The sequence below is a fragment of the Chryseobacterium sp. Leaf405 genome, from assembly GCF_001425355.1.
Taxonomy (GTDB): Bacteria; Bacteroidota; Bacteroidia; order Flavobacteriales; family Weeksellaceae; genus Chryseobacterium.
Genome location: NZ_LMQN01000012.1, coordinates 759,889 through 780,520 on the forward strand (window position 1 = coordinate 759,889; position 20,632 = coordinate 780,520).

Genomic DNA, 20,632 nt, shown 5'->3' on the forward strand with positions numbered 1-20,632 from the left:
TCTATTTGGTTGATTTTTAAATGAAAAAAAATAGTAATTTTGAACAAACAACAATAAAATGTCAATATATAGACTAAAAAACTACATTATTTTATTAATGTCCTTTTTGATCTCTACGGGTATGTATGCTCAGAAAAATAGGAAATTATTAGGACATAAAAAAACAAAAAAAGAGATTCTTGCGAAAAAAGCGGGGAAATTTATAGATGTTAATGTTCCTCCATATGCAGCATCTACCTACACTGCAGAGCAGCTTGTAAGGGATATTTTAATTAGCGGCGGTTCTTCATGTATAGCATCAAATGTTACAAATGTACATATAAGCCCTGATCATGCTGTTGACAACAATAATAGATTTTGGGGTTATTTTAATAAAGCAACAACTGATTTTCCGTTCACCGACGGAATTGTATTAACTACCGGATATGCCAGAGAAGCAGGAAATGTAACGAAAGATACGGATCCTAACTTTTATCAGAATTTAGGAGGACAAATTGCCTTTGGGCAAAGTGACGCAGATCTGGTAGCAGCGACAGGTATTACTCAGGGTTTAAATGATGCCGTTTATTTAGAGTTTGACTTTGTTCCAAGTTCAAATCAGGTAAAGTTTAATTATATATTCGCTTCTGAGGAATATTATCAAAGCTATCCATGTGACTTTTCGGATGCATTTGCATTATTGATAAGACCTGCTTCGGGAGGACCTTATGTAAATGTTGCAGTTCTTCCCGCAGGTGCGGGACCTGTAAGGGTTACCAACATTCGTCCTGACAGAAGATTTGATGATGAAATTCTTTCGTGCGGCGCACTCAACGAAGAATATTTTGCGGGGTACAACAACGGACCAAATAAACCTGAAGTAACCAATTATAACGGAAGAACAATTCCTCTAACTGCTACTGCAGATGTAACTCCAGGGGTTACTTATCATTTTAAAATGGTATTAGCCGATGCTGGAGATCAAAATTATGATTCTGCCGTTTTTCTTCAGGGAGGATCTTTCGATATTGGGATGACTATTGTTGATGGAAACGGAACTGAGTTGACTACTGTAAATATGTGTGATAATACACCTCAGCTTTTAAAAGCACAGGTAGCCGCAATTCCGAATATGACTTTTCAATGGTACAGAGATGGAGTGGCTATTCCGGGAGCAACCAGTGCAACCTATACCGCTACGCAGCCAGGCGTTTATACCGTAAAAACGTTTGTTGGTGGAACTGAGTGTCAGACTGCAAGTGTTACAATTATCGGAGGTACGACACCTCCTGCTCAGGATGCTACATTAAAACTTTGTACAACACCATCACTATCAACATTCAATTTAAATGATGCAACCCCGTTGATTACAACTTCAACAACTGCAATTGTACGTTATTATATCAATCAGGCAGATGCTATTGCACAGAATAATAATTATATTAATCCAACTTTACTTGGCAGTTATAACGGAAATGACGGGCAGGTTTTACATGTTGTGGTTTCAAACGGATCTTTCTGTAGTAAAAGGGTCACTTTAACACTGAGAAAAGAAGCAACTCCTATTGCGCAGGTAATAGCTACAAAAGTTAAAATATGTGCCGGAGAATCTACAACTTTAACAGCTTCCAATGGAGTAACATACGAATGGGCTGGATTGTCCGGAACCGGAGCTACACAAACCGTATCACCGACTCAGACTACCACTTACACCGTGTACGCAATCGGGGCACAAGGATGTCGTTCTTTACAACCTGCACAGATTATAATTGAAGTAGTACCTGCAATTACTTCTCAGTTATCAGGAGGAATGATTTGTGAGGGAGACGTTATCGCATTAGATGCGGGTACAGGACCAAACTATAATTACACATGGAGTACAGGAGATAACAGCCAGATAATTACAGTAGGTGTTCCGGGTACTTATTCTGTGACAATTAATAACGGAGTTTGTACAAAAGTATATACCACTCAGGTTATTCAGGCAATAATTCCGGAAATCATTAATGTTAATTATAATGAAAACGGAACAATGGTTCTTACTGCAAGTAACCCAAGCAACGGAGCATTAGAATATTCAGTTGATAATGGAGTTACATGGCAGAATTCTAATATCTTTACAAATGTTCCTAGAAATACTATTATCTCTATCAGAGTAAGGGTTAAAAAGACAAGTTGTGTAGGATTCTTAGAATATTTCACTTTCGTAATGCAGAACGCAATCACTCCAAACGGAGATAACCGTAATGATATTATCGATTTCAGAGGAGTAAATATGTATAAAGATTTCAAAGCTTCAATTTTTGACCGCTACGGAAGAGAAGTATATAAAGCAAGCAGCTTAACACCTTATTGGGACGGATACTTCCAGGGTAAGCCTCTTAATACGGCATCTTATTGGTATCAGGTAAGTTTTGAAGATCCGGCAAGTAAAAAACCGATTGTGAAAACAGGATGGATATTATTAAAGAATTTTGAATAAAAAATAATAAAAAAAGGCTAACAATTTGTTAGCCTTTTTTTTCGTTTTGAAGTAAATAAGAATTGATATTTTAACAGGTTAAAAGACCAATTGCTGTCAATGTATTTCTTTTAGGTTAATTTTCAATCAAAAAAAATAGTATTTTTGTTTAAAATAATATAAAATGTTAAATAGGAGGACGAGAAGTTTATTTTTGGCTTTATTTTTAGTTCTTGCAGGAAATATCGTTTTTGCCCAAAGCAGAAGCGGTAAAGACATGGTGACAAAAGCCAGTTCTGCAACAATGAAAGCCGGAGCCTTTATCGATGTTAATGCTGCCGGTTATCCTGAATCTAATTATAGTGTCACACAATTGGTAAAAGATGTTCTTATCAGTGGAGGTGGGGCGTGTTCGGCGGCTAATGTAAGTAATGTAGTTGTTTCTCCCAATTTAGCAGTTACAAATCCAGACAGAAGTTGGGGCTTTTTCAGCAAAGCGACGACCAACTTTCCTTTTGCGAAAGGTATCGTTCTTACTACCGGATTCGCAAGAAAAGCAGGAAATGATTTTCAGGCAAATCTAAGTGATCCTTTACCTTCTGGAGGAGATGTAGATCTTGCAACAGCTTTGAATATTTCTAATAGTTTCTTAAAAGATGCCACATATATTGAATTTGATTTTGTGCCTGCCTCTACAACGGTAACTTTCAGATATTTGTTCGCATCTAAAGAATATCAATTGAATTATCCTTGTACGATAAGTGATGGATTTGCTTTGTTATTGAAACCTGCAGGTGGAGCATATACCAATTTAGCTGTTTTACCGGGCGGAGCAGGTCCTGTAAGTGTGACGAATATACATCCTGCTATATCAACACCGAACGGAAATTGTTCAGCAATTAATGCTTCGTATTTTGCCGGGTATAACAATACAAGTATTGAAACAAACTATAATGGTCGCACTGTTCCGTTAACGGCTACTGCAAGTGTAGTTCCGGGACAGAGTTATCATTTCAAAATGGTTTTGGCAGATTATCAGGATCCGAGTTTTGATTCTGCTGTTTTCTTAGAAGCGGGATCATTTGATATCGGTGTTCAGATTTTAAATCCTGCAGGGGTAGCATTACCGTCATCAATAAATGTTTGCGATAATGCACCGCAGACTTTTACCGCATCAGTTCAGGGTAATGGCGCAACATATCAATGGCTTTTAAATAATAACCCGATTACAGGAGCAACCAATGCTTCTTATACAGCAACGCAGCCGGGTGTTTACACGGTTCAGGTATTTTTACCTGGCAATTCGTGTCCGGGGACAGGAACAGTTACTGTCGTCGGTGGAACTTCTCCCACGGTACAGAATGCAACTTTAACGGCTTGTTATTCACCGGGAAATGCTATATTTAATTTAACTTCAGCTCAATCGGCAATAAGTACAACTCCGGGGGCCACTTTTGCATATTATTTAAATCTTGCTGATGCCAATGCAGGAAATACAAATACAATAGGAACTCCGACTGCTTTTCCAAGTGCGGGGCAGACAGTATATGTTTCAGTGAAAACTGGATTTTGTTCTAAAGTTGCCCAATTGCAATTAGTAAAAGCTCCGGAACTTGTCGCTACCATTGCTACTCCGACTCAACTTACTTGTACAAATTCGCAGATTACCTTAAATGGTTCTGCTTCAGTTTATCCTGCAGGGACTACTTTTAGCTGGACTACGACAGGCGGAAATATCGTTTCAGGAGCAAATACTTTAAATCCTGTTATAAATACAGCCGGAACATATACGTTAACACTTTCCAATACCTATCAGCCCGGAAATGTTACCTGTACAGCAACTGCAAACGTAACTGTAACGGGTGACAGTGCTCCACCAACAACGGGTTTAACGGCTTCAAAAATACTGATCTGTGCAGGAGAATCTGTTACATTAACTGCTTCAGGTGGCGTAACATACAATTGGACTGCTTTACCAGGAAACGGAAGTACACAAACAGTAACTCCGGCAACTACAACAACTTATACAGTAACGGCAGTTGGTGCTAATGGTTGTGTATCTCAAAACCCTGCAACAATAACAATTCAGGTTTCACAGGCGATTACAGTGCAGAATGCAACGTTATTTAAATGTTATGCGGCAGGAGGAATTAATTATGATTTAACGGAAGCTCAACCACAAATTACTACAGCTCCAGGTGTTACTTTTGCTTATTATTTGGATATTGCAGATGCTAATGCGGGAAATACAAATACGATTCCTGTTCCGACATCTTTTAACAGTGCAGGAGGACAAACGATTTATGTTTTGGTTATAAAAGGCGGGTGTAGATATGTGGTGACTTTACAGTTAACATCAACTCCACAGACTACTTTAACAATCAATCCCACTCAACAAATAACGTGTACAACACCTCAAACTACAATAAATGCATCTACATCGATTATTCCAGCAGGCTCTACGATTGCTTGGACGGCAACAAGTGGCGGTAATATTGTTTCTGGTGCAAATACTTTAACTCCTGTTGTGAACGCAGGTGGAGTTTATACACTAACGGTTTCAAACATTAATCAACCTGGAAATTTAAATTGTACTTACACCGCAAATGTTACGGTAACTCAAAATACAACACTTCCGGTAGCAACGCTAACATCTACTTTTATGCAGATTTGTTCCGGAGAATCTGTTACCTTGACAGCTTCTGGCGGTGCCACCTACAATTGGGGAAACGGTCTACCAGGGAATGGAAACACTCAGGTAGTTTCACCAACATCAAATACAACATATACTGTAAACGCTGTTGGAGCTAACGGATGTATTTCTGCAACCTCAGCAAGTATTACAATAATTGTTGCACCTCCTGTAGCAGTTTTATCGGCTTCGAAAACTAAAATTTGTGTCGGAGAATCTGTTACATTAACGGCTTCAGGTGGTATTACTTATGAATGGGTAGGATTACCTGGAAATGGAAATACTCAGGTTGTATCCCCAACAGCAATTGGAAATACAACATATGGCGTATTTGCTTTAGGTGGAAACGGCTGTAGAGTAAACAATGCTACAGAAATTATTATTGAAGTGGTACCAGCAATTGTTTCTACTTTGCAGGATGTTTATGTGTGTGCGGGAGACTTTGGTGTTTTGGATGCAGGAGCTGCACCATCAGGTCCAAGTTATACTTACCTTTGGAGTACGGGAGCTACAACGCAGACCATCTCTGTTAATACGCCGGGAACGTATTCTGTAACAATCAATAATGGGACTTGTTCGAAAGTTTTTAGTGCTCAGTTATTAAATCCTGATTTGCCTCAGTTTACAAATGTTGCGTATGAAAATCATATTTTGACAATCTCCACGACAAATCCAACAAACGGAATTTTAGAGTTTTCAATTGATGGAGGGGTAACATGGCAGAATTCAAGTATTTTCTATAATGTTTTAGATAATTCCAATTATAATTTAGCCGTTAGGGTTAAAGATGCTAAATGTTCTACTACATTACAGTTTTTCACATTTATTGTAAGCAATGCGATTACTCCAAATTCTGATGGTAAAAACGATTCGGTAGACTTTACGGGAATTAGCAATTATAACAATTTTGCAGCTTCAATTTTTGACAGATACGGTCAGGAAGTATTTAAAGCAAGCAAAGGAGATACGTCATGGTACGGTACATTAAGAGGAAGTCTTCCTCTTCCAACGGCCACTTACTGGTACAGAGTACAATGGGAAAATCCTGCAAGCAAGAAATTAGAGCTCCGTTCAGGATGGATATTACTGAAAAACAGGAATTAAATAAATAATCTTTCTGTAAATTGACGAAAAAGCCTTTAGTTTTATCTAAAGGCTTTTTTATATCAAAAAAAGTGAAATATATGTGAGATTTATTTAAAAATAAATTAAATTTGTTGAAACATATATTCTTATGAAGAGATATCTAATGCTATTTTCATTTTTTTTAGTCTCGGGTAATTTTATCTACGCCCAAAAACAAATATCAAGAAAACCTCAACGAGAAACAACTTCCACAACTTCAAAAGCGGGTGCATTTATCGATGTAAATGTTCCTTCATATCCTGCCTCTGCTTATACACCTGAACAACTTGTAAAGGATGTTTTAATTTCTTCAGGAACAAACAGTTGTGTAACTCCAAATGTATCTAATGTTACCGTAAGCCCAAATCAGGCAGCAACTGTGGCAGATAGAGCCTGGGGATATTTTAACAGAGGAACAACGAATTTTCCTTTTAAAGACGGTATCGTTTTATCTACAGGTTTTGCAAGAAAAACTGGAAATGCATTGGAAGCTTTTACATTAAGTGATAACCTTTCCACAGGAAGTGACCCAGATCTGGCTGCGGCAATAGGAGCTACTGGATTTTTAACCAATGCTGCAATCCTAGAATTTGACTTTGTACCGACTTCTTCTCAGGTAAAATTTAATTATTTGATGGCTTCTGAAGAATATACCGGAAGTTTCCCATGTAGCTTTGCAGATGCCTTTGCATTATTATTAAGACCTACTGCAGGGGGACCATATGTAAACATGGCAGTATTGCCTGCTCCAGGAACAGGACCTGTAAGTGTAACGAATATCCACCCTCAAAATAGTGATGGAGGTTTCGACATGGGATGTGGTGCACCTAATGCCACTTTCTTTGCAGGATATAATGTACCATCAATTCAAACAAACTTTAACGGGAGAACAATTCCTTTAACTGCTACGGCTACTGTTGTTGCAGGACAATCATACCATTTTAAGATGGTAGTTGCCGATTACGGACAGTTTGGTGTCGACAATGTATATGATACTGCTGTATTCTTGGAAGGAGGATCTTTCAACATCAGTGTTGAATTGCAGGATCCAAGCGGAGCGGTATTGCCGGAGGAAATTAATGTTTGTGATAATGCCCCTCAGGTGATAACAGCATCTATTAACGATCCTAGTTTACAATATCAATGGTATTTAAACGGAGTGGCTATTCCGGGAGCTACATCACCAACTATTACAGCAACTCAGCCTGGTAATTATGAGATTCAGGTTATTTATCCATCAAGTCCTTGTCCGGGTAAGGCTAATATTAAAATTAACGGAGGCACAACGCCTGCTGCTACAGACGCATCACTGCTTTTATGTACCACTCCTGATGTAACATGGTTTGATCTTAACAATGCAAAACCTATGATTAGTACAACACCGGGTGCAGTTTTCCGTTTTTATGTTAATCAGGCAGACGCTATAGCTCAAAATAATAATTATATTCAGAATATTTTACAGTATAATGGTACTGACGGACAAATCTTGCACGTTGTTGTATCCAATGGAGGATTCTGTAGTAAAACAGTTAAATTAACTTTATTAAAAGAAGCAACTCCAATAGCTCAAGTAGTAGCATCAAGAATAAAAGTTTGTCCAGGAGATGTTGTAGATTTTACAGCGTCAGGAGGTTCAACTTACGAATGGGTGAATTTTCCGGGAACAGGAAATACTCAATCTACAGCAGTAAATCAGACGACTACTTTCGAAGTGTATGCTATAGGACCGAAAGGATGTAGATCTTTCAAACCTGCCAAAGTAATTGTAGAAGTTGTTCCTGAATTTACTTCTCCACTACAGGATGTTGAAATGTGTATGGGTGACAGAGTTATTTTAGATGCAGGAGCAGGACCGGCTTATACCTATTTATGGAGTACGGGTGAAATTACTCAGACGATTAATGTAGATCAGTTGGGAATTTATACGGTGACAATTAAAAACGGATATTGTGAAAGAACTTTCACCGCTAAAGTATTGGCAGCAGCTTCTCCGTTTGTTTCTCATGTTGATTACAGCAATAATACACTTACGGTTACAGCAGAAGTTCCCATGATCAATAATTATCCTCAAACGGCAGAATATTCTGTTGATGGAGGGATCACTTGGCAGGCTTCAAATGTATTTACCGGACTTCAAAATAATACGACGTATGAAATTCAGGTAAGAACGGTTGGAACTCATTGTGTGGGAGCTTTAGAATTCTTCACATTGCATATTTCTAACATTATTACTCCGAATCAGGATGGTGTAAATGATACATTAGATCTTACGGCTTTGGGAGCATTCAATAACTTCACAGGATCTGTTTATGACAGATACGGTTCTGAAATGTTCAGGTTCTCGAAAGAAAATCCGATCTGGAACGGGACAGTAGGAGGTAAAAAATTACCAACTGCAACCTATTGGTACAAATTCAACTTCCAGTATCCGAAATCGAAAGTAAATATGAGCCAATCTGGATGGATCATGTTGAAAAACAGAGATTAATTACAATATATAATACCTAAAAAGCCTTTCAAAATTTTTGAAAGGCTTTTGTTTTTATGGAAATTGATTAAATATTTAAATCAAAACTATCTGTTTTCTTTCCAAAGTTGGGTAAATGAAATAAAGTCGGTCACGCTCAGTTCCTCGGCTCTTTTATCCATAAATTCATGCGTTTTTAAAGCTTCAGGAATATCTAAAATCTTTAACGCATTAGACAGTTTTTTTCTTCTTTGATTGAATCCTGCTTTTACGATTTGCTTAAAAAGAACTTCATTTCCTGCCAATCCTTCTTTCGGATTTCTTGTTAATCTGATGACTCCAGATTTTACTTTTGGCGGTGGATTAAATACATTTTCATGAACTGTAAACAGATATGAAGTATCGTAATAAGCCTGAACCAAAACTGTCAGTATTCCGTAATCTTTTGTTCTTGGAACTGCTGCAGTTCTTTCCGCAACTTCTTTCTGGAACATCCCGACCATTTCAGGGATTTGTGTATAATAATCGATAATTTTAAACAAGATCTGCGAAGAAATATTGTATGGGAAATTACCGATAATAGCGATCTGTTCATCTTTCATAAACTGGAAATCCTGTTTCAGAAAATCTCCTACAAAAGTTTCTTCTGTTACTTTAGAATAGTTATTTTTAAGATATTCAATAGATTCTTTGTCAATCTCTGCAAGGTAGATGTTTTGATCCTTTTCAAGAAGATATTTGGTAAGAACTCCCATTCCCGGGCCAACTTCCATTACATTCTCATAGCCCTCATAACTAAGACCATCTACGATTTTTTTTGCGATGTTTTCATCTGTCAGGAAATGCTGACCAAGATGCTTTTTTGCTTTTACACTCAATGTTTTTATGATTTTATTAACAGTGATTTTCTCTTTTTCGTTCCCAAATTTCGGAAGTTTTTTTCTATTTTAGCCAAAAATTTTAATATTAATGGCTAAATCTGTTGATGAGTTTAATAAGAAAAGGCTTAGGTCTAGCAATATTACAGTAGTAATTAGTATTGCCTTAGTGTTATTTTTGTTAGGTTTAATGGGACTTATTTTAATTAATGCCCAGAAATATTCTGACTATATCAAAGAGCAGCTTGTAGTAAATGCTTATTTTGACGAAAATTACGACGCTAAAGATTCTGTAAAAATTGCGAAAATGGAAGCTGAGGTTTTCAAAGAAATACAGACATTGGCTCCTGTAAAAAAGGCGACTTACATTACAAGAGAAATGGCATCAAAAGAAGCTAAAAAAAGTATGGGAATTGATACTGATGCGCTTTTTGAAGAAAACATTTTCCCCTCATCGATAGAAGTTGCCCTTAAACCGGAATATGTAGATCCTGCAAAAATCGATCAGGCACTTAAAGTCATTAAAGCAGTTCCAGGTATTGTCGATGTAAAGAATGACAGCAGTTTAATGGTGGATGTTTACAATAACCTGAGCAGAATTCTTAAATGGATTTTAGGTTTTTCTGTATTATTTTTAATCTTAGCGGTGGTTTTAATTAACAATTCAATCCGTCTGAAAATATTTTCTAAAAGATTTATTATTAAAACCATGCAGCTGGTAGGCGCAAAAAGGAGATTTATTTTAAAGCCGTTTATCATTGAGGCTATGATTTTGGGAGCCATTGGCGCCGGAATCGGTCTTTTAGCACTGTTTGGAGTTTGGTATTATTTCACAAGCCAGATAGGTTCGGCATTTGTACAGGATAACAATCAGTATTTCTGGTTGGTGGTATTAGTATTGGGTGTTGGAGTTTTTATTACGGTTTTAAGTACGGTTGTGGCAACCTGGAGATTCTTAAGATCAAACGTTGACGATTTATATTATTCTTAAAAATGAGCAAAAAAACAAATAAATTTTCTGCCGACAACTTCGGGAAAGAAACAGTAACTGAAGTTGCAAAGGAAAATACTTTTTATTTCGGAAAGGAAAACTTTAAGTGGATGCTTATAGGCTTAGCATTTATCGTAGTAGGCTTCCTTTTGATGCTTGGTCCGGATGCCAATACCGTAGATGGGAAATTTGATCCGCACGCTTGGAACGACGGTATTTTTTCTATTCGTAGAATCAGAATTGCTCCGTTGTTCGTAGTTATCGGATTCGCAATCGAAGTATATGCGATTTTAAAAAGAAAATAGAAAATAATTTTTATTTAAAGATTAAGAAATTCGGGAATTTAGAGCTTATATCTAAATCTCTCAGTTTCTTAATCTTTTAATTTTAAGTACTTATGGATTTAATTACAGCAATTATCATTGCCATTATCGAAGGATTAACAGAATATCTTCCGATCTCTTCAACTGCTCATATGGGTTTTACCGCAAGTTTAATGGGGTTGGAAGAAACTGAATTTTTAAAAATGTTTCAGGTTTCCATTCAGTTTGGAGCAATTCTTTCCGTTGTAGTGGCGTATTGGAAAAAATTCTTTGATTTAAAGAACATTCAGCTGTATTTTAAGCTAGGTTTTGCAGTAATTCCTGCGTTGGTGTTAGGATATTTGTTTGACGATAAAATTGAAGCGGTATTGGGAAATCAGATTGCCATATCATCCGTGTTAGTTTTAGGTGGAGTAGTTCTTCTTTTTGCCGATAAGTGGTTTAAAAATCCAAAAATAAATAACGAAAAAGAAATTACCATAAAAAATGCTGTCACAATTGGCTTTTGGCAATGTTTGGCAATGATGCCCGGAACGAGCAGAAGTGCTGCTTCCATCATCGGTGGTATGGCGCAAGGTTTAACAAGAAAAGCGGCTGCAGAATTTTCTTTCTTTTTGGCAGTTCCCACCATGTTGGCGGTTACCGTATATTCAGTTTTTGTGAAAACGTGGGGTAAAGAAACGTCAACTCCACAAAAGGGTTACGAAATGATCATGGAATCGCAAGATCATATTACGATTTTTATTGTAGGAAATGTAGTGGCATTTATTGTTGCATTAATTGCTATTAAAGCATTTATAGGAGTTTTAAACAGATATGGTTTCAAACCTTGGGGCTGGTATCGTATTTTTGTGGGATTGGCTTTGCTGGTTTACTTTTATTTTTTTAAATAGTCAGTCGTTATAATATTTTGGGCAGCAATTTCCGTCTTCCACTCCCGCTTTTTTGCCTCCGCTTTGCTCCGGCAAAAAGAGCTCCGTTCAAGCCGGGCTGCAATTTTGTATGTTAAAGAAATTTTCATCAATTGCATCCAAAAACACTAAACTTTAAAATTTTACTACTCAAAATGACAGCCGAAGATCTACAATCAGGACACATATTTTTATTAGACAAACCATTGGATTGGACTTCATTTCAGGCAGTCAATAAAATGAAATATAAGCTCAAAAGAGAGTTTAATTTACCCAAAAAATTCAAAATCGGTCATGCCGGAACGCTTGATCCAAGGGCAACCGGACTTTTGATTGTTTGTTGTGGGAAATTCACAAAGAAAATTTCTGAAATTCAGGATGCTCCAAAAGAATACTGGACAGAAATAAAAATCGGAGTACAGACAGAATCTTATGATACCGAAAAACCTGAAATTCTTCATCAGGATATTTCCCAGATTACAGAAGAACAAATTAAAAATGTTTTAGAAAAATTTATTGGCGAAATCGATCAGGTTCCACCTGTTTTTTCTGCACTTAAAATCGATGGCAAACGAGCTTATGACATGGCAAGAGCAGGCGAGGAAGTTGAAATGAAATCCAGAAAAACCACCATTCATTATATCTCTGATATTAAAATTGATCTTCCGTTAATAAGTTTTACGGTGGGTTGTTCAAAAGGAACCTACATCAGAAGTTTGGCTCATGATATTGGTCAGGAGCTAGGTGTTGGAGCTTATTTAACTCAATTGAGAAGAACAAAAATCGGAGAATATAAAATTGAAGATGCCACAGCTGATTTTTTAGAAAATGAATTTACGTTTGAAAATTTATAAATGAAATTTTTAACTGTATTCAAAAAGATTTCTATTCAAAGAAAGACTTATTTTAGAAAGTCATAACTTTGCAAATTCAAACTTAGTTTTTGTCAGATTGAATTATGAGATTACACTTTTTACTGACAAAAACGATACAGCTTACAGAGAGGATTAATGGAAAAAACACGTATTAATAAATATTTATCAGAAGTCGGATACTGCTCAAGAAGGGCAGCAGATAAACTTTTGGAAGAAGGAAGAATCACAATTAACGGAGTTGTTCCTGAAATGGGAACTAAAGTTTCTGATGAAGATGTAATAGAAGTGGATGGAAAGCCGATTCGTGATCCTGAAGAAAAGCATGTATACATTGCCTTTAATAAGCCTGTAGGAATCGTCTGTACTACAGATATTAAACGTGAACAGAATAATATTATTGAATATATTAATCACCCAAAAAGAATTTTCCCGATAGGAAGGTTGGATAAACCGAGTGAAGGATTAATACTTTTAACCAGTGATGGAGATATTGTGAATAAAATTCTAAGATCAAGAAATAATCACGGAAAAGAATATATTGTAAGAGTTGATAAACCACTCAATCCAAGATTTTTGGAAAAAATGCGAAATGGTGTTCCGATTTTGGATACAGTTACAAAAAAATGTGAAGTGGAAAAAATTGACGATATGAATTTCCGAATTGTGTTGACTCAAGGGCTAAACCGACAGATCCGTAGAATGTGCGAATATTTGGGCTACGAAGTTAAAAAGCTAAAACGTATCCGTATTTTGAATATCAAACTTGATATACCTGTCGGAAAATGGAGAGATCTGACTGATAAAGAGCTTTTAGAATTAAATAGACTTTTGGAAGGATCAAGTAAAACGATTAATTGATTATTCATTCAAAAATATAAATAATGCTTCGACTTTGCTCAAAATGACACTGCTAAAAAAGCAGTTATTATTTAAGTTATCATGGTGAGCGGGCGTCGAAGCATAGCAAAAAATCAAAATTTAATCATTTTAAATAGAGTCTCATTTTAGCTTCATATTCAGGTTTTGTCTTCAATAGTTTCCAAATTTTTCTTTCCTCTTTTTCACTTAATCTGTAATAAATAATTTTATCTGCAGAATATTTAAAATAAGGGTGGTTTTTCAGCCATTCTTCCGGAGCATCAATCAAAGTATATCGAGGAACATTTGAAGTATTCAATTGAGCGGTGGAAAGTAGTTTCTTCACCAATTCCACATCTATATTATATGTCGACAGAATTTGCTCTTTATTCATAAATCCGCCTAATTTCTTTCTGAAGCCAATCATTGAGCCTGCACTTTTTTCGTCCAGACCGAATTCTATTAATTGCCTGAATGTTATCGAATTCATATCAACTTTTGAAAAATCTGTTTTTTCCTGTTGTTTTATTTCTGCTTTCTGAACGTTATTATTTTGTGCAATATTTACCGGATTAAGCTTAATATAAGGTTTCATTTCCTCAAATTTTTCGACAGAAATCACAAAACATTTCTGAATATCTTCTAAACTTTTAAAACTTCCTCGTAGATTTCTATCACGATAATTAACAATTGTCTGCGCCTGCTTTTCAGAGAAGCCAAAAGATTTCCAGCCATCAAGATCTAAAGTATTCGGATCAAAAGAATGATATTGAATTTTATTTTTTTCTGAGTTAAAATTTTTCGCAAAACTTTTGAAATCAGCAGGAGTCTTTTCAGGAAGAATAAGATAAGGGGACAGTTTTTGATAATTTTCTTCGTTAATAATGAAACATTCCTTAAACTTTTCTTTGCTTACAAAACTTCCGCCTAAGTAATTTTTATATTTCAAAATCGCCTCAGCCTGTCTTTCACTGAAACCCATTTTTATCCAATCGGCAACAGAATAATGATCCGGATTGAATTTTCCATGAACAGTAATTGACTTTTTCTCAAAGCCTGAATAGTTTTTATATTTCGATTCTTTACTGGTTTCAGGAAGTAAAATAAATGCTTCTATTTTTTCGAACTTTTCTGCGGAAACTGCAAAACACTTTTTAAACTGTTCCTTAGAAACGAATTTTCCACCAACAATTTCTTTATATTTAAGAATTGTTGCCGTCTGTCTCTCCGAGAAACCTAAATTCTGCCATTGTTTTTCATTCAGATCATTAGGGTCAAAATCTGTAAAGTGTATCGGAGCTGAATTCTCCGTAATAAATCTGACACCGGAAAAATCTCCTTTGTCTTTACTCGTATACTTTTGAAAAGTAAACAGGATAATCAGCAGCATTCCCATGAATGCTACCTTTTGGTAATAATTTCTTTTCATCGCTGTAAACTTAATAATTAAATTAAGTACAAGCAATACCTAAATGCGAAATGGATAATTTTAAGATGGAAATTTAATTTTTTATGTAATAAAATAAATCTTAAACAGGAAAATATTTAAAAATTTTAATTATTCGCTGTCTTTTTCTGTCAGAGAATCTTTTAATTTCAATAGTTCAGCTTTTACAAATTCCAATCTGTCGATTAAAGTAATAGTTTCAGAGATCTTACTGTTAGTCGTCAAAGCGATTTTAGCACCATCAAGAGTATAACCCTTTTCTTTCACCAAATGGTAGATAATCTGAAGGTTTTTAATATCGTCAGGAGTGAAATATCGATTTCCTTTTTTATTTTTTTTAGGCTTGATAATAGGGAATTCCTGTTCCCAATAACGTATTAATGAAGTGTTTACATCAAATGCTTTAGCCACTTCTCCAATAGAATAATACAGTTTATCGGGTAGATTTATTTTCATATTAAGAATCCTAATCTTCAAAGATAGAAATTTTTTAAAATTTATAGCAAGTAGAAAGGATAAAAAGTTCGTTTTTTCCTTTGTAAATCAAGGTTAAATGTCATTTTTCATGCTGGAAAATATATTTTTGTTTCATTACATTTGATGTAAAATATAAAATTACGTGGATTCTATTTCTGTACTTAATATTGACTTATTTCAAAAAGGTAAAAATACCTCCGATTTTTATTTTAGTAGGGTTCAAAATCATTTGATCGTTGGTCATCGCCATCTTGAAAAAGCTCATCGTCACGATTTTTATGCCACGATACTTTTCACTAAAGGAAGTGGAGTTCATGAGATTGATTTTCAGAAATATGATGTTTCGGCAGGAAGTTTATTTTTTATGTCTCCCGGGCAAATTCACAGCTGGGAACTTTCGAGTGATATTGAAGGTTATCTTTTCTTTTGCCTGCAGGATTTTTACGAAATGCATTACGTGAATCAGAAATTAAGGAATTTTCCTTTTTTTGGTTCTGTTAATTTTCCTAGAAAACTTCAGCTCAATTCGGAAGAATTATATGAAAATATCAACTTATTTTTGGCAGTAGAAAAAGAATATCACACTCAGAATATTATGAAAAATGGGTTGATGCTTTCCCTGATGTCTCAGATTTTTATTAATTCAACAAGACGGTTTTCAAGAGATTTTGATAATCTGGCTTCATCGGCAAGCCTTTCTTATTTTAAACATTATCAGGAATTTGAAACATTGGTTGAAGAAAATTTCACCAAAGAAAAATCAATTGTTTTTTATTCAGATTTGTTGAAAATTTCCTCAAAACACCTAAATCGTATTACCCAAACAGTCGTTCAGAAAACGGCAACAGACGTAGTTACAGAAAGGGTAATTTTGGAAGCAAAAAGAATGCTGATGTACCTGGATGAAAGTCTTGTTGAGATTGCTTTCAGATTAGGGTATGAAGAATACTCCTATTTTGTGAGAGTCTTCCGAAAAACTTCCGGCTTGACTCCCACGCAATTCATTAAAAAGTATAAATCATAGAAAATTTTACAGAGGCAACTGGAATGGTCCTTCAAAAACGGTTTGAAACGAATCCATAAGATCACCTTTCTCGTCGTATACACCGATTGTCATATTTTGCTTTGAAAATTTAATATCTTTTTCTGGGAAATTAATATTAATGTTGCCTTTGAGCATCTGATCACCTTTTAAAATAATTTTTTCTGATCCAAAATAATCTATTTCTGCATTTTTAGGATTAATTACTTTTATGGTTAATGTTTTTTTCTCGTTCGATTTATTTAATAGAGTATAAATAAAAGTATTTGTTATTTTTCCGTTTCTGATGAAAAATGTTGATCCTGCTGGTTTGATGAATTTTGCTTCCATTGTACCTCTGTCATACATTAAAAATCCAAGAAAACCAATCAACAATGTAAGAAAGACCGTCGTAACTTTCATTCTTGAAGTAAACGTAAACTTCTCCTGATTTTCAATTTCTGCCTCTGTTGCATAACGAATCAAGCCTTTTGGAAGTCCTACTTTTTCCATGACTTCATCGCACGCATCGATACAAGCAGTACAATTCACACATTCCAATTGTTGACCGTTTCTGATATCGATTCCGGTTGGGCAAACAACGACACACTGGTGACAATCGATACAGTCTCCTTTTCCAACAGCTTTTCTGTCCTCATTATTTCTCCATTTAGAACGTCCTTCACCTCTTTTAAAATCATAATAAACATTAATGGTCTGCTTGTCAATTAACACTCCTTGAAGCCTTCCATAAGGACAAACAAGCGTACAAACCTGCTCACGGAGCCATGCAAAAACGAAATAGAATGTGATTGCGAAACCAATCATTGCCAAAAATTTCAGAGAATGATCTGCGGGACCTTCCATTATTATTTTGAAAACATCTTCGTAGCCAATAATGTACATAAACATGAAATTGGTGATAACTACCGATAGTAAGGCAAAAACTGACCATTTTGTAAGTTTTTTTCTAATTTTTTCACCATTCCATTCCTGTCGGTCGAGTTTCATTTGTTTGTTTCGGTCGCCTTCAATCCAATATTCAACTTTTCTGAAAACATTTTCCATAAAAATCGTTTGTGGACAGAGCCAGCCGCAGAAAATCCTTCCGAAAACTACAGTAAAAAGCATGACGAAAATTACCGAAGTTACAGCTCCTAATGCCAAAATGAAGAAATCCTGTAAGTAAAAAGGTTGCCCAAAAATGAAAAATTTTCTGTCGATAACATTAAAAAGAAAAAATGGATTGTTATTGATTTTCACAAAGGGTAATCCGAAAAATAATGTTAATAAAACAGAGCTTGTATAGTTTCTGTAATTCGTGTATTTTCCCTTTGGCTTTCGGGGATACACCCATTTTCTCTTTCCGGTTTCGTCCATTGTTCCTACGGAATTTCTGAAGTTATCGTGATCGATTTCCGGAGTTTGAAAATTGTCGGATTGTAGGCTCATCTTCTTAATTTTAATTGAAAGTTGCAAGAGAATTTGTATTAATTGACTTTACATTCTCATTGTGAATATTTAGTGTTGAAATTTTTTACCATTTAAACGTTTACAAAGCTCTTAAATAATGGATTTCAGAACTAATATTATCTACTTATGAAATGATACAATTCAGACATTTTGAATATTTTTTTATTTCATTAAAACAAAAAAAATAAACTTTAAATCTGATTTACATATCGTAAATTGTAATCTTAAAAAAAGGGTGATATGAAAAATATCGTAAAGGCTGGTGCGATTGGTTTGGTTTTCGCATTAGTGAGTTGTAAATCAGTAAATTCTAATAAAATGTTCTATGATGGGGTGCAGCCGGAGAAAGTTTCGGATCAATTCAGTTTTGCAGAAGGTCCGTCTTCGGATAAAGAAGGTAATGTTTATTTTACCGATCAGCCCAATGATAAAATTTATTTTTGGGACTGGAAAACAAATAAAATCGTTGAGTTTTTAGATAAAACCGGAAGAGCAAACGGAACACATTTCGATAAAGATGATAATCTGATTACGTGTTCGGATGACAACGGTGAAATCTGGAAAATTTCAAAAGACAAAAAAGTTCAGGTACTGTTGAAAGATTTTGAAGGGAAAAGATTAAACGGTCCAAATGATGTCTGGAATGATAAGTTTGGAGGAATGTACTTCACAGATCCTTTGTACGAAAGAGATTACTGGAAGAATTTTAAACAGGAAATTCCCAACAAAAGTTTGTATTACAGAAATAAAGAAGGAAAGATTGTAAAGCTTGAAACTTTTACGCAGCCGAATGGAATTGTGGGAAGCGAAAAGTTTAAAAAACTGTACGTTTCAGATATTGATGCCGGAAAAACGTATGTTTATGACATTCTGGGTGAGGGAAAATTATCTGAAAAACGACTTTTCTGTGAAATGGGTTCAGACGGAATGACCTTAGATAAGCTTGGAAATCTTTATCTGACAGGAAAAGGTGTTCATGTTTTCAGTCGTGATGGAAAGAAAATGTATCATATTCCGATAGATGAAGAGTGGACTTCTAATGTAACTTTTGGAGGAAAAGACAATGAAACTTTATTCATCACTGCTTCAAAATCGGTGTATATTTTACCGACAAAAGTAAGTGGAGTAAAATAACTTTCTAGATTGAGATTAAGGCTAAATATCATTTATAACCTTAATCTCAATTTTAATTTTAAAAAGCGACTTCCATTTTTACTTTCTTGCCTTTTAATTTTTCGTTTCTCAGTTTGTTCAACAAAGCATTTACTTTTTTTCTGGAAACGGCAACATAAGAAGTCGTATCTTTCACTTCGATCAAACCAAGTTCTTCTTTCTGAAGCTCTCCTTTTTTCATTAAATATCCTACGATATCCACTTTATTTACTTTATCTTTTTTTCCTGCACTGATGTAAACGGTCTGGAAATATGGTTTTTCAGGAATTTCATTATATCCTGCAACACTTTCCTCCGGAGTGTCATTTTTGATGAAAGGGAAATTTTCTTCAGCAGTCATAATAAGGTAAGCGAAACCTTTTGCATTCATTCTCGCTGTACGACCGTTTCTGTGAATAAAAGCATCTTCTTTATAAGGCAATTGATAATGAACAATCGATTCAACCTCGGGAACATCCAAACCTCTTGAAGCAAGATCGGTCGTAATTAAAATTCTTGCAGAATCGTTTTTGAATTTCAGTAAAGCACGTTCTCTTTCGTCCTGTTCCATTCCCCCATGAAAGGTTTCTCTGTCGATTCCTTTTTCATGTAAAAGATCAGAAATACGATCAACAGCCTCACGGTGATTACAGAAAATCAAAGTTCTTTTATTCCCGATTTTACAGATCAAATTAAACAAAGTATCCAATTTTTCTTCAGAAATCGTCATTACTTTTTTCAACTGAATATCAGGTTTTGCTTCACCTAATTTTAAAAAATCAACAATTTTTTCGTTTTTTAATCCCGTAAACTCAGGAATTTCATCCATTGCTGTTGCGGAAGTCAGAATTCTTTGTGAAATACCTTTTAAAGAATTAGAAATGAATTCCATATCTTTATGAAAACCCAATTCCAGTGCTTTGTCAAATTCATCCAATACCAACGTCTGAATTGTTTTAGGATCGAAATTATTATTTCTTAAATGGTAAACAATTCTTCCCGGTGTTCCGATTAAAACTGCCGGGGCCTGAATTAAATTATTAACTTCAATCTTTTTATCGTGACCACCATAACAAACCGAAACTTTAAAATCTGTTCCCATCGATTTGAAAACCTGCTCAATCTGCAATCCCAATTCTCTTGAAGGAATTAAGATCAAAGTCTGAATTCTGGTAGTATTCTTTTTAAGATTTCGAAGAACCGGAAATAAAAAAGCAAGCGTTTTCCCAGATCCGGTAGGAGAAAGCAGTACGACGTCTTGATTGTTTTCAGTGGTTTTGTATGTAGATTTCTGCATCTGATTCATATCCTGAATCTGCAGTTTTTCGTAAATTGATTGTAGTTCCATTTTGCAAAGGTAGTTGATTTTGCTTTTTCTGGAAATTACATTCATTATTTATTTGAATTGCGTTTACCATAATGATAAGATAATTTTTATAATAGAAAGTGATGCGAATTTTTAACAATTTATATAAATGAAACAAAGTTTTAGAACATATTTT

At 35.1% G+C, this 20,632-nt stretch carries 15 protein-coding genes; 10 read left to right on the plus strand and 5 right to left on the minus strand.

All coding sequences use genetic code 11. From position 1 onward, the window contains the following. The first annotated feature begins 97 nt into the window (after positions 1-97). The 3 genes from ASG22_RS09625 (at position 98) to ASG22_RS09635 (ending at position 8,745) form a co-directional block, all read left to right on the plus strand. Entirely contained in the window at positions 98-2,461 is a 2,364-nt protein-coding gene (locus ASG22_RS09625; protein ID WP_238586889.1) for a choice-of-anchor L domain-containing protein, read from the plus strand. 163 nt (positions 2,462-2,624) lie between these two features. After that, positions 2,625-6,236 carry a choice-of-anchor L domain-containing protein gene (locus ASG22_RS09630; protein ID WP_055983399.1) on the plus strand — a complete coding sequence of 1,204 codons (3,612 nt, stop codon included), beginning with the start codon at positions 2,625-2,627 and terminating at the stop codon, positions 6,234-6,236. 130 nt (positions 6,237-6,366) lie between these two features. Further along, a complete protein-coding gene (locus ASG22_RS09635) occupies positions 6,367-8,745 on the plus strand; it encodes a choice-of-anchor L domain-containing protein (protein ID WP_055983401.1) in 2,379 nt (792 codons plus the stop codon). An 86-nt stretch (positions 8,746-8,831) separates the two neighbouring features. Here the strand turns inward: ASG22_RS09635 and rsmA are convergent, their stop codons facing one another. Then, positions 8,832-9,602, minus strand: coding sequence for a 16S rRNA (adenine(1518)-N(6)/adenine(1519)-N(6))-dimethyltransferase RsmA (rsmA, locus tag ASG22_RS09640; protein WP_055983403.1), 771 nt, complete (start codon positions 9,600-9,602; stop codon positions 8,832-8,834). A 91-nt stretch (positions 9,603-9,693) separates the two neighbouring features. On the opposite strand from rsmA, the gene ASG22_RS09645 reads away from it, so the two are divergent. The 5 genes from ASG22_RS09645 to rluF all read left to right on the plus strand — a co-directional run bounded on the left by ASG22_RS09645 (position 9,694) and on the right by rluF (position 13,560). Continuing rightward, positions 9,694-10,593, plus strand: coding sequence for a cell division protein FtsX (locus ASG22_RS09645; RefSeq protein WP_055983404.1), 900 nt, complete (start codon positions 9,694-9,696; stop codon positions 10,591-10,593). 2 nt (positions 10,594-10,595) lie between these two features. After that, on the plus strand, positions 10,596-10,898 hold the full coding sequence (locus ASG22_RS09650; protein ID WP_055983406.1) for a DUF3098 domain-containing protein: 303 nt from the start codon (positions 10,596-10,598) through the stop codon (positions 10,896-10,898). A 92-nt stretch (positions 10,899-10,990) separates the two neighbouring features. Next, a complete protein-coding gene (locus tag ASG22_RS09655) occupies positions 10,991-11,809 on the plus strand; it encodes an undecaprenyl-diphosphate phosphatase (protein WP_055983408.1) in 819 nt (272 codons plus the stop codon). Between the two features lie 173 nt (positions 11,810-11,982). Beyond that, complete coding sequence (truB, locus tag ASG22_RS09660; RefSeq protein ID WP_055983410.1) at positions 11,983-12,681, plus strand: tRNA pseudouridine(55) synthase TruB; 699 nt, start codon at positions 11,983-11,985, stop codon at positions 12,679-12,681. 156 nt (positions 12,682-12,837) lie between these two features. Further along, positions 12,838-13,560, plus strand: coding sequence for a 23S rRNA pseudouridine(2604) synthase RluF (rluF, locus tag ASG22_RS09665; protein ID WP_055983412.1), 723 nt, complete (start codon positions 12,838-12,840; stop codon positions 13,558-13,560). A gap of 124 nt (positions 13,561-13,684) precedes the next feature. Here the strand turns inward: rluF and ASG22_RS09670 are convergent, their stop codons facing one another. Continuing rightward, positions 13,685-14,989, minus strand: a complete 1,305-nt coding sequence (locus ASG22_RS09670) for a helix-hairpin-helix domain-containing protein (protein ID WP_055983413.1) — start codon at positions 14,987-14,989, stop codon at positions 13,685-13,687. A gap of 129 nt (positions 14,990-15,118) precedes the next feature. Next, on the minus strand, positions 15,119-15,463 hold the full coding sequence (locus ASG22_RS09675; RefSeq protein WP_055983415.1) for a MerR family transcriptional regulator: 345 nt from the start codon (positions 15,461-15,463) through the stop codon (positions 15,119-15,121). Between the two features lie 163 nt (positions 15,464-15,626). Between ASG22_RS09675 and ASG22_RS09680 the strand changes: the two genes are divergently transcribed. After that, the gene (locus ASG22_RS09680; RefSeq protein ID WP_055983418.1) at positions 15,627-16,508 is read left to right on the plus strand and encodes an AraC family transcriptional regulator; all 882 of its coding nucleotides are present in this window, start codon (positions 15,627-15,629) and stop codon (positions 16,506-16,508) included. A 6-nt stretch (positions 16,509-16,514) separates the two neighbouring features. Here the strand turns inward: ASG22_RS09680 and ccoG are convergent, their stop codons facing one another. Then, the gene (ccoG, locus tag ASG22_RS09685) at positions 16,515-17,957 is read right to left on the minus strand and encodes a cytochrome c oxidase accessory protein CcoG (protein ID WP_055983420.1); all 1,443 of its coding nucleotides are present in this window, start codon (positions 17,955-17,957) and stop codon (positions 16,515-16,517) included. A gap of 261 nt (positions 17,958-18,218) precedes the next feature. On the opposite strand from ccoG, the gene ASG22_RS09690 reads away from it, so the two are divergent. After that, on the plus strand, positions 18,219-19,112 hold the full coding sequence (locus tag ASG22_RS09690) for an SMP-30/gluconolactonase/LRE family protein (protein WP_055983421.1): 894 nt from the start codon (positions 18,219-18,221) through the stop codon (positions 19,110-19,112). A 58-nt stretch (positions 19,113-19,170) separates the two neighbouring features. On the opposite strand, the gene ASG22_RS09695 is transcribed toward ASG22_RS09690, so the two are convergent. Continuing rightward, positions 19,171-20,478, minus strand: a complete 1,308-nt coding sequence (locus ASG22_RS09695; protein ID WP_055983424.1) for a DEAD/DEAH box helicase — start codon at positions 20,476-20,478, stop codon at positions 19,171-19,173. Between the last annotated feature and the right edge of the window lie 154 nt (positions 20,479-20,632).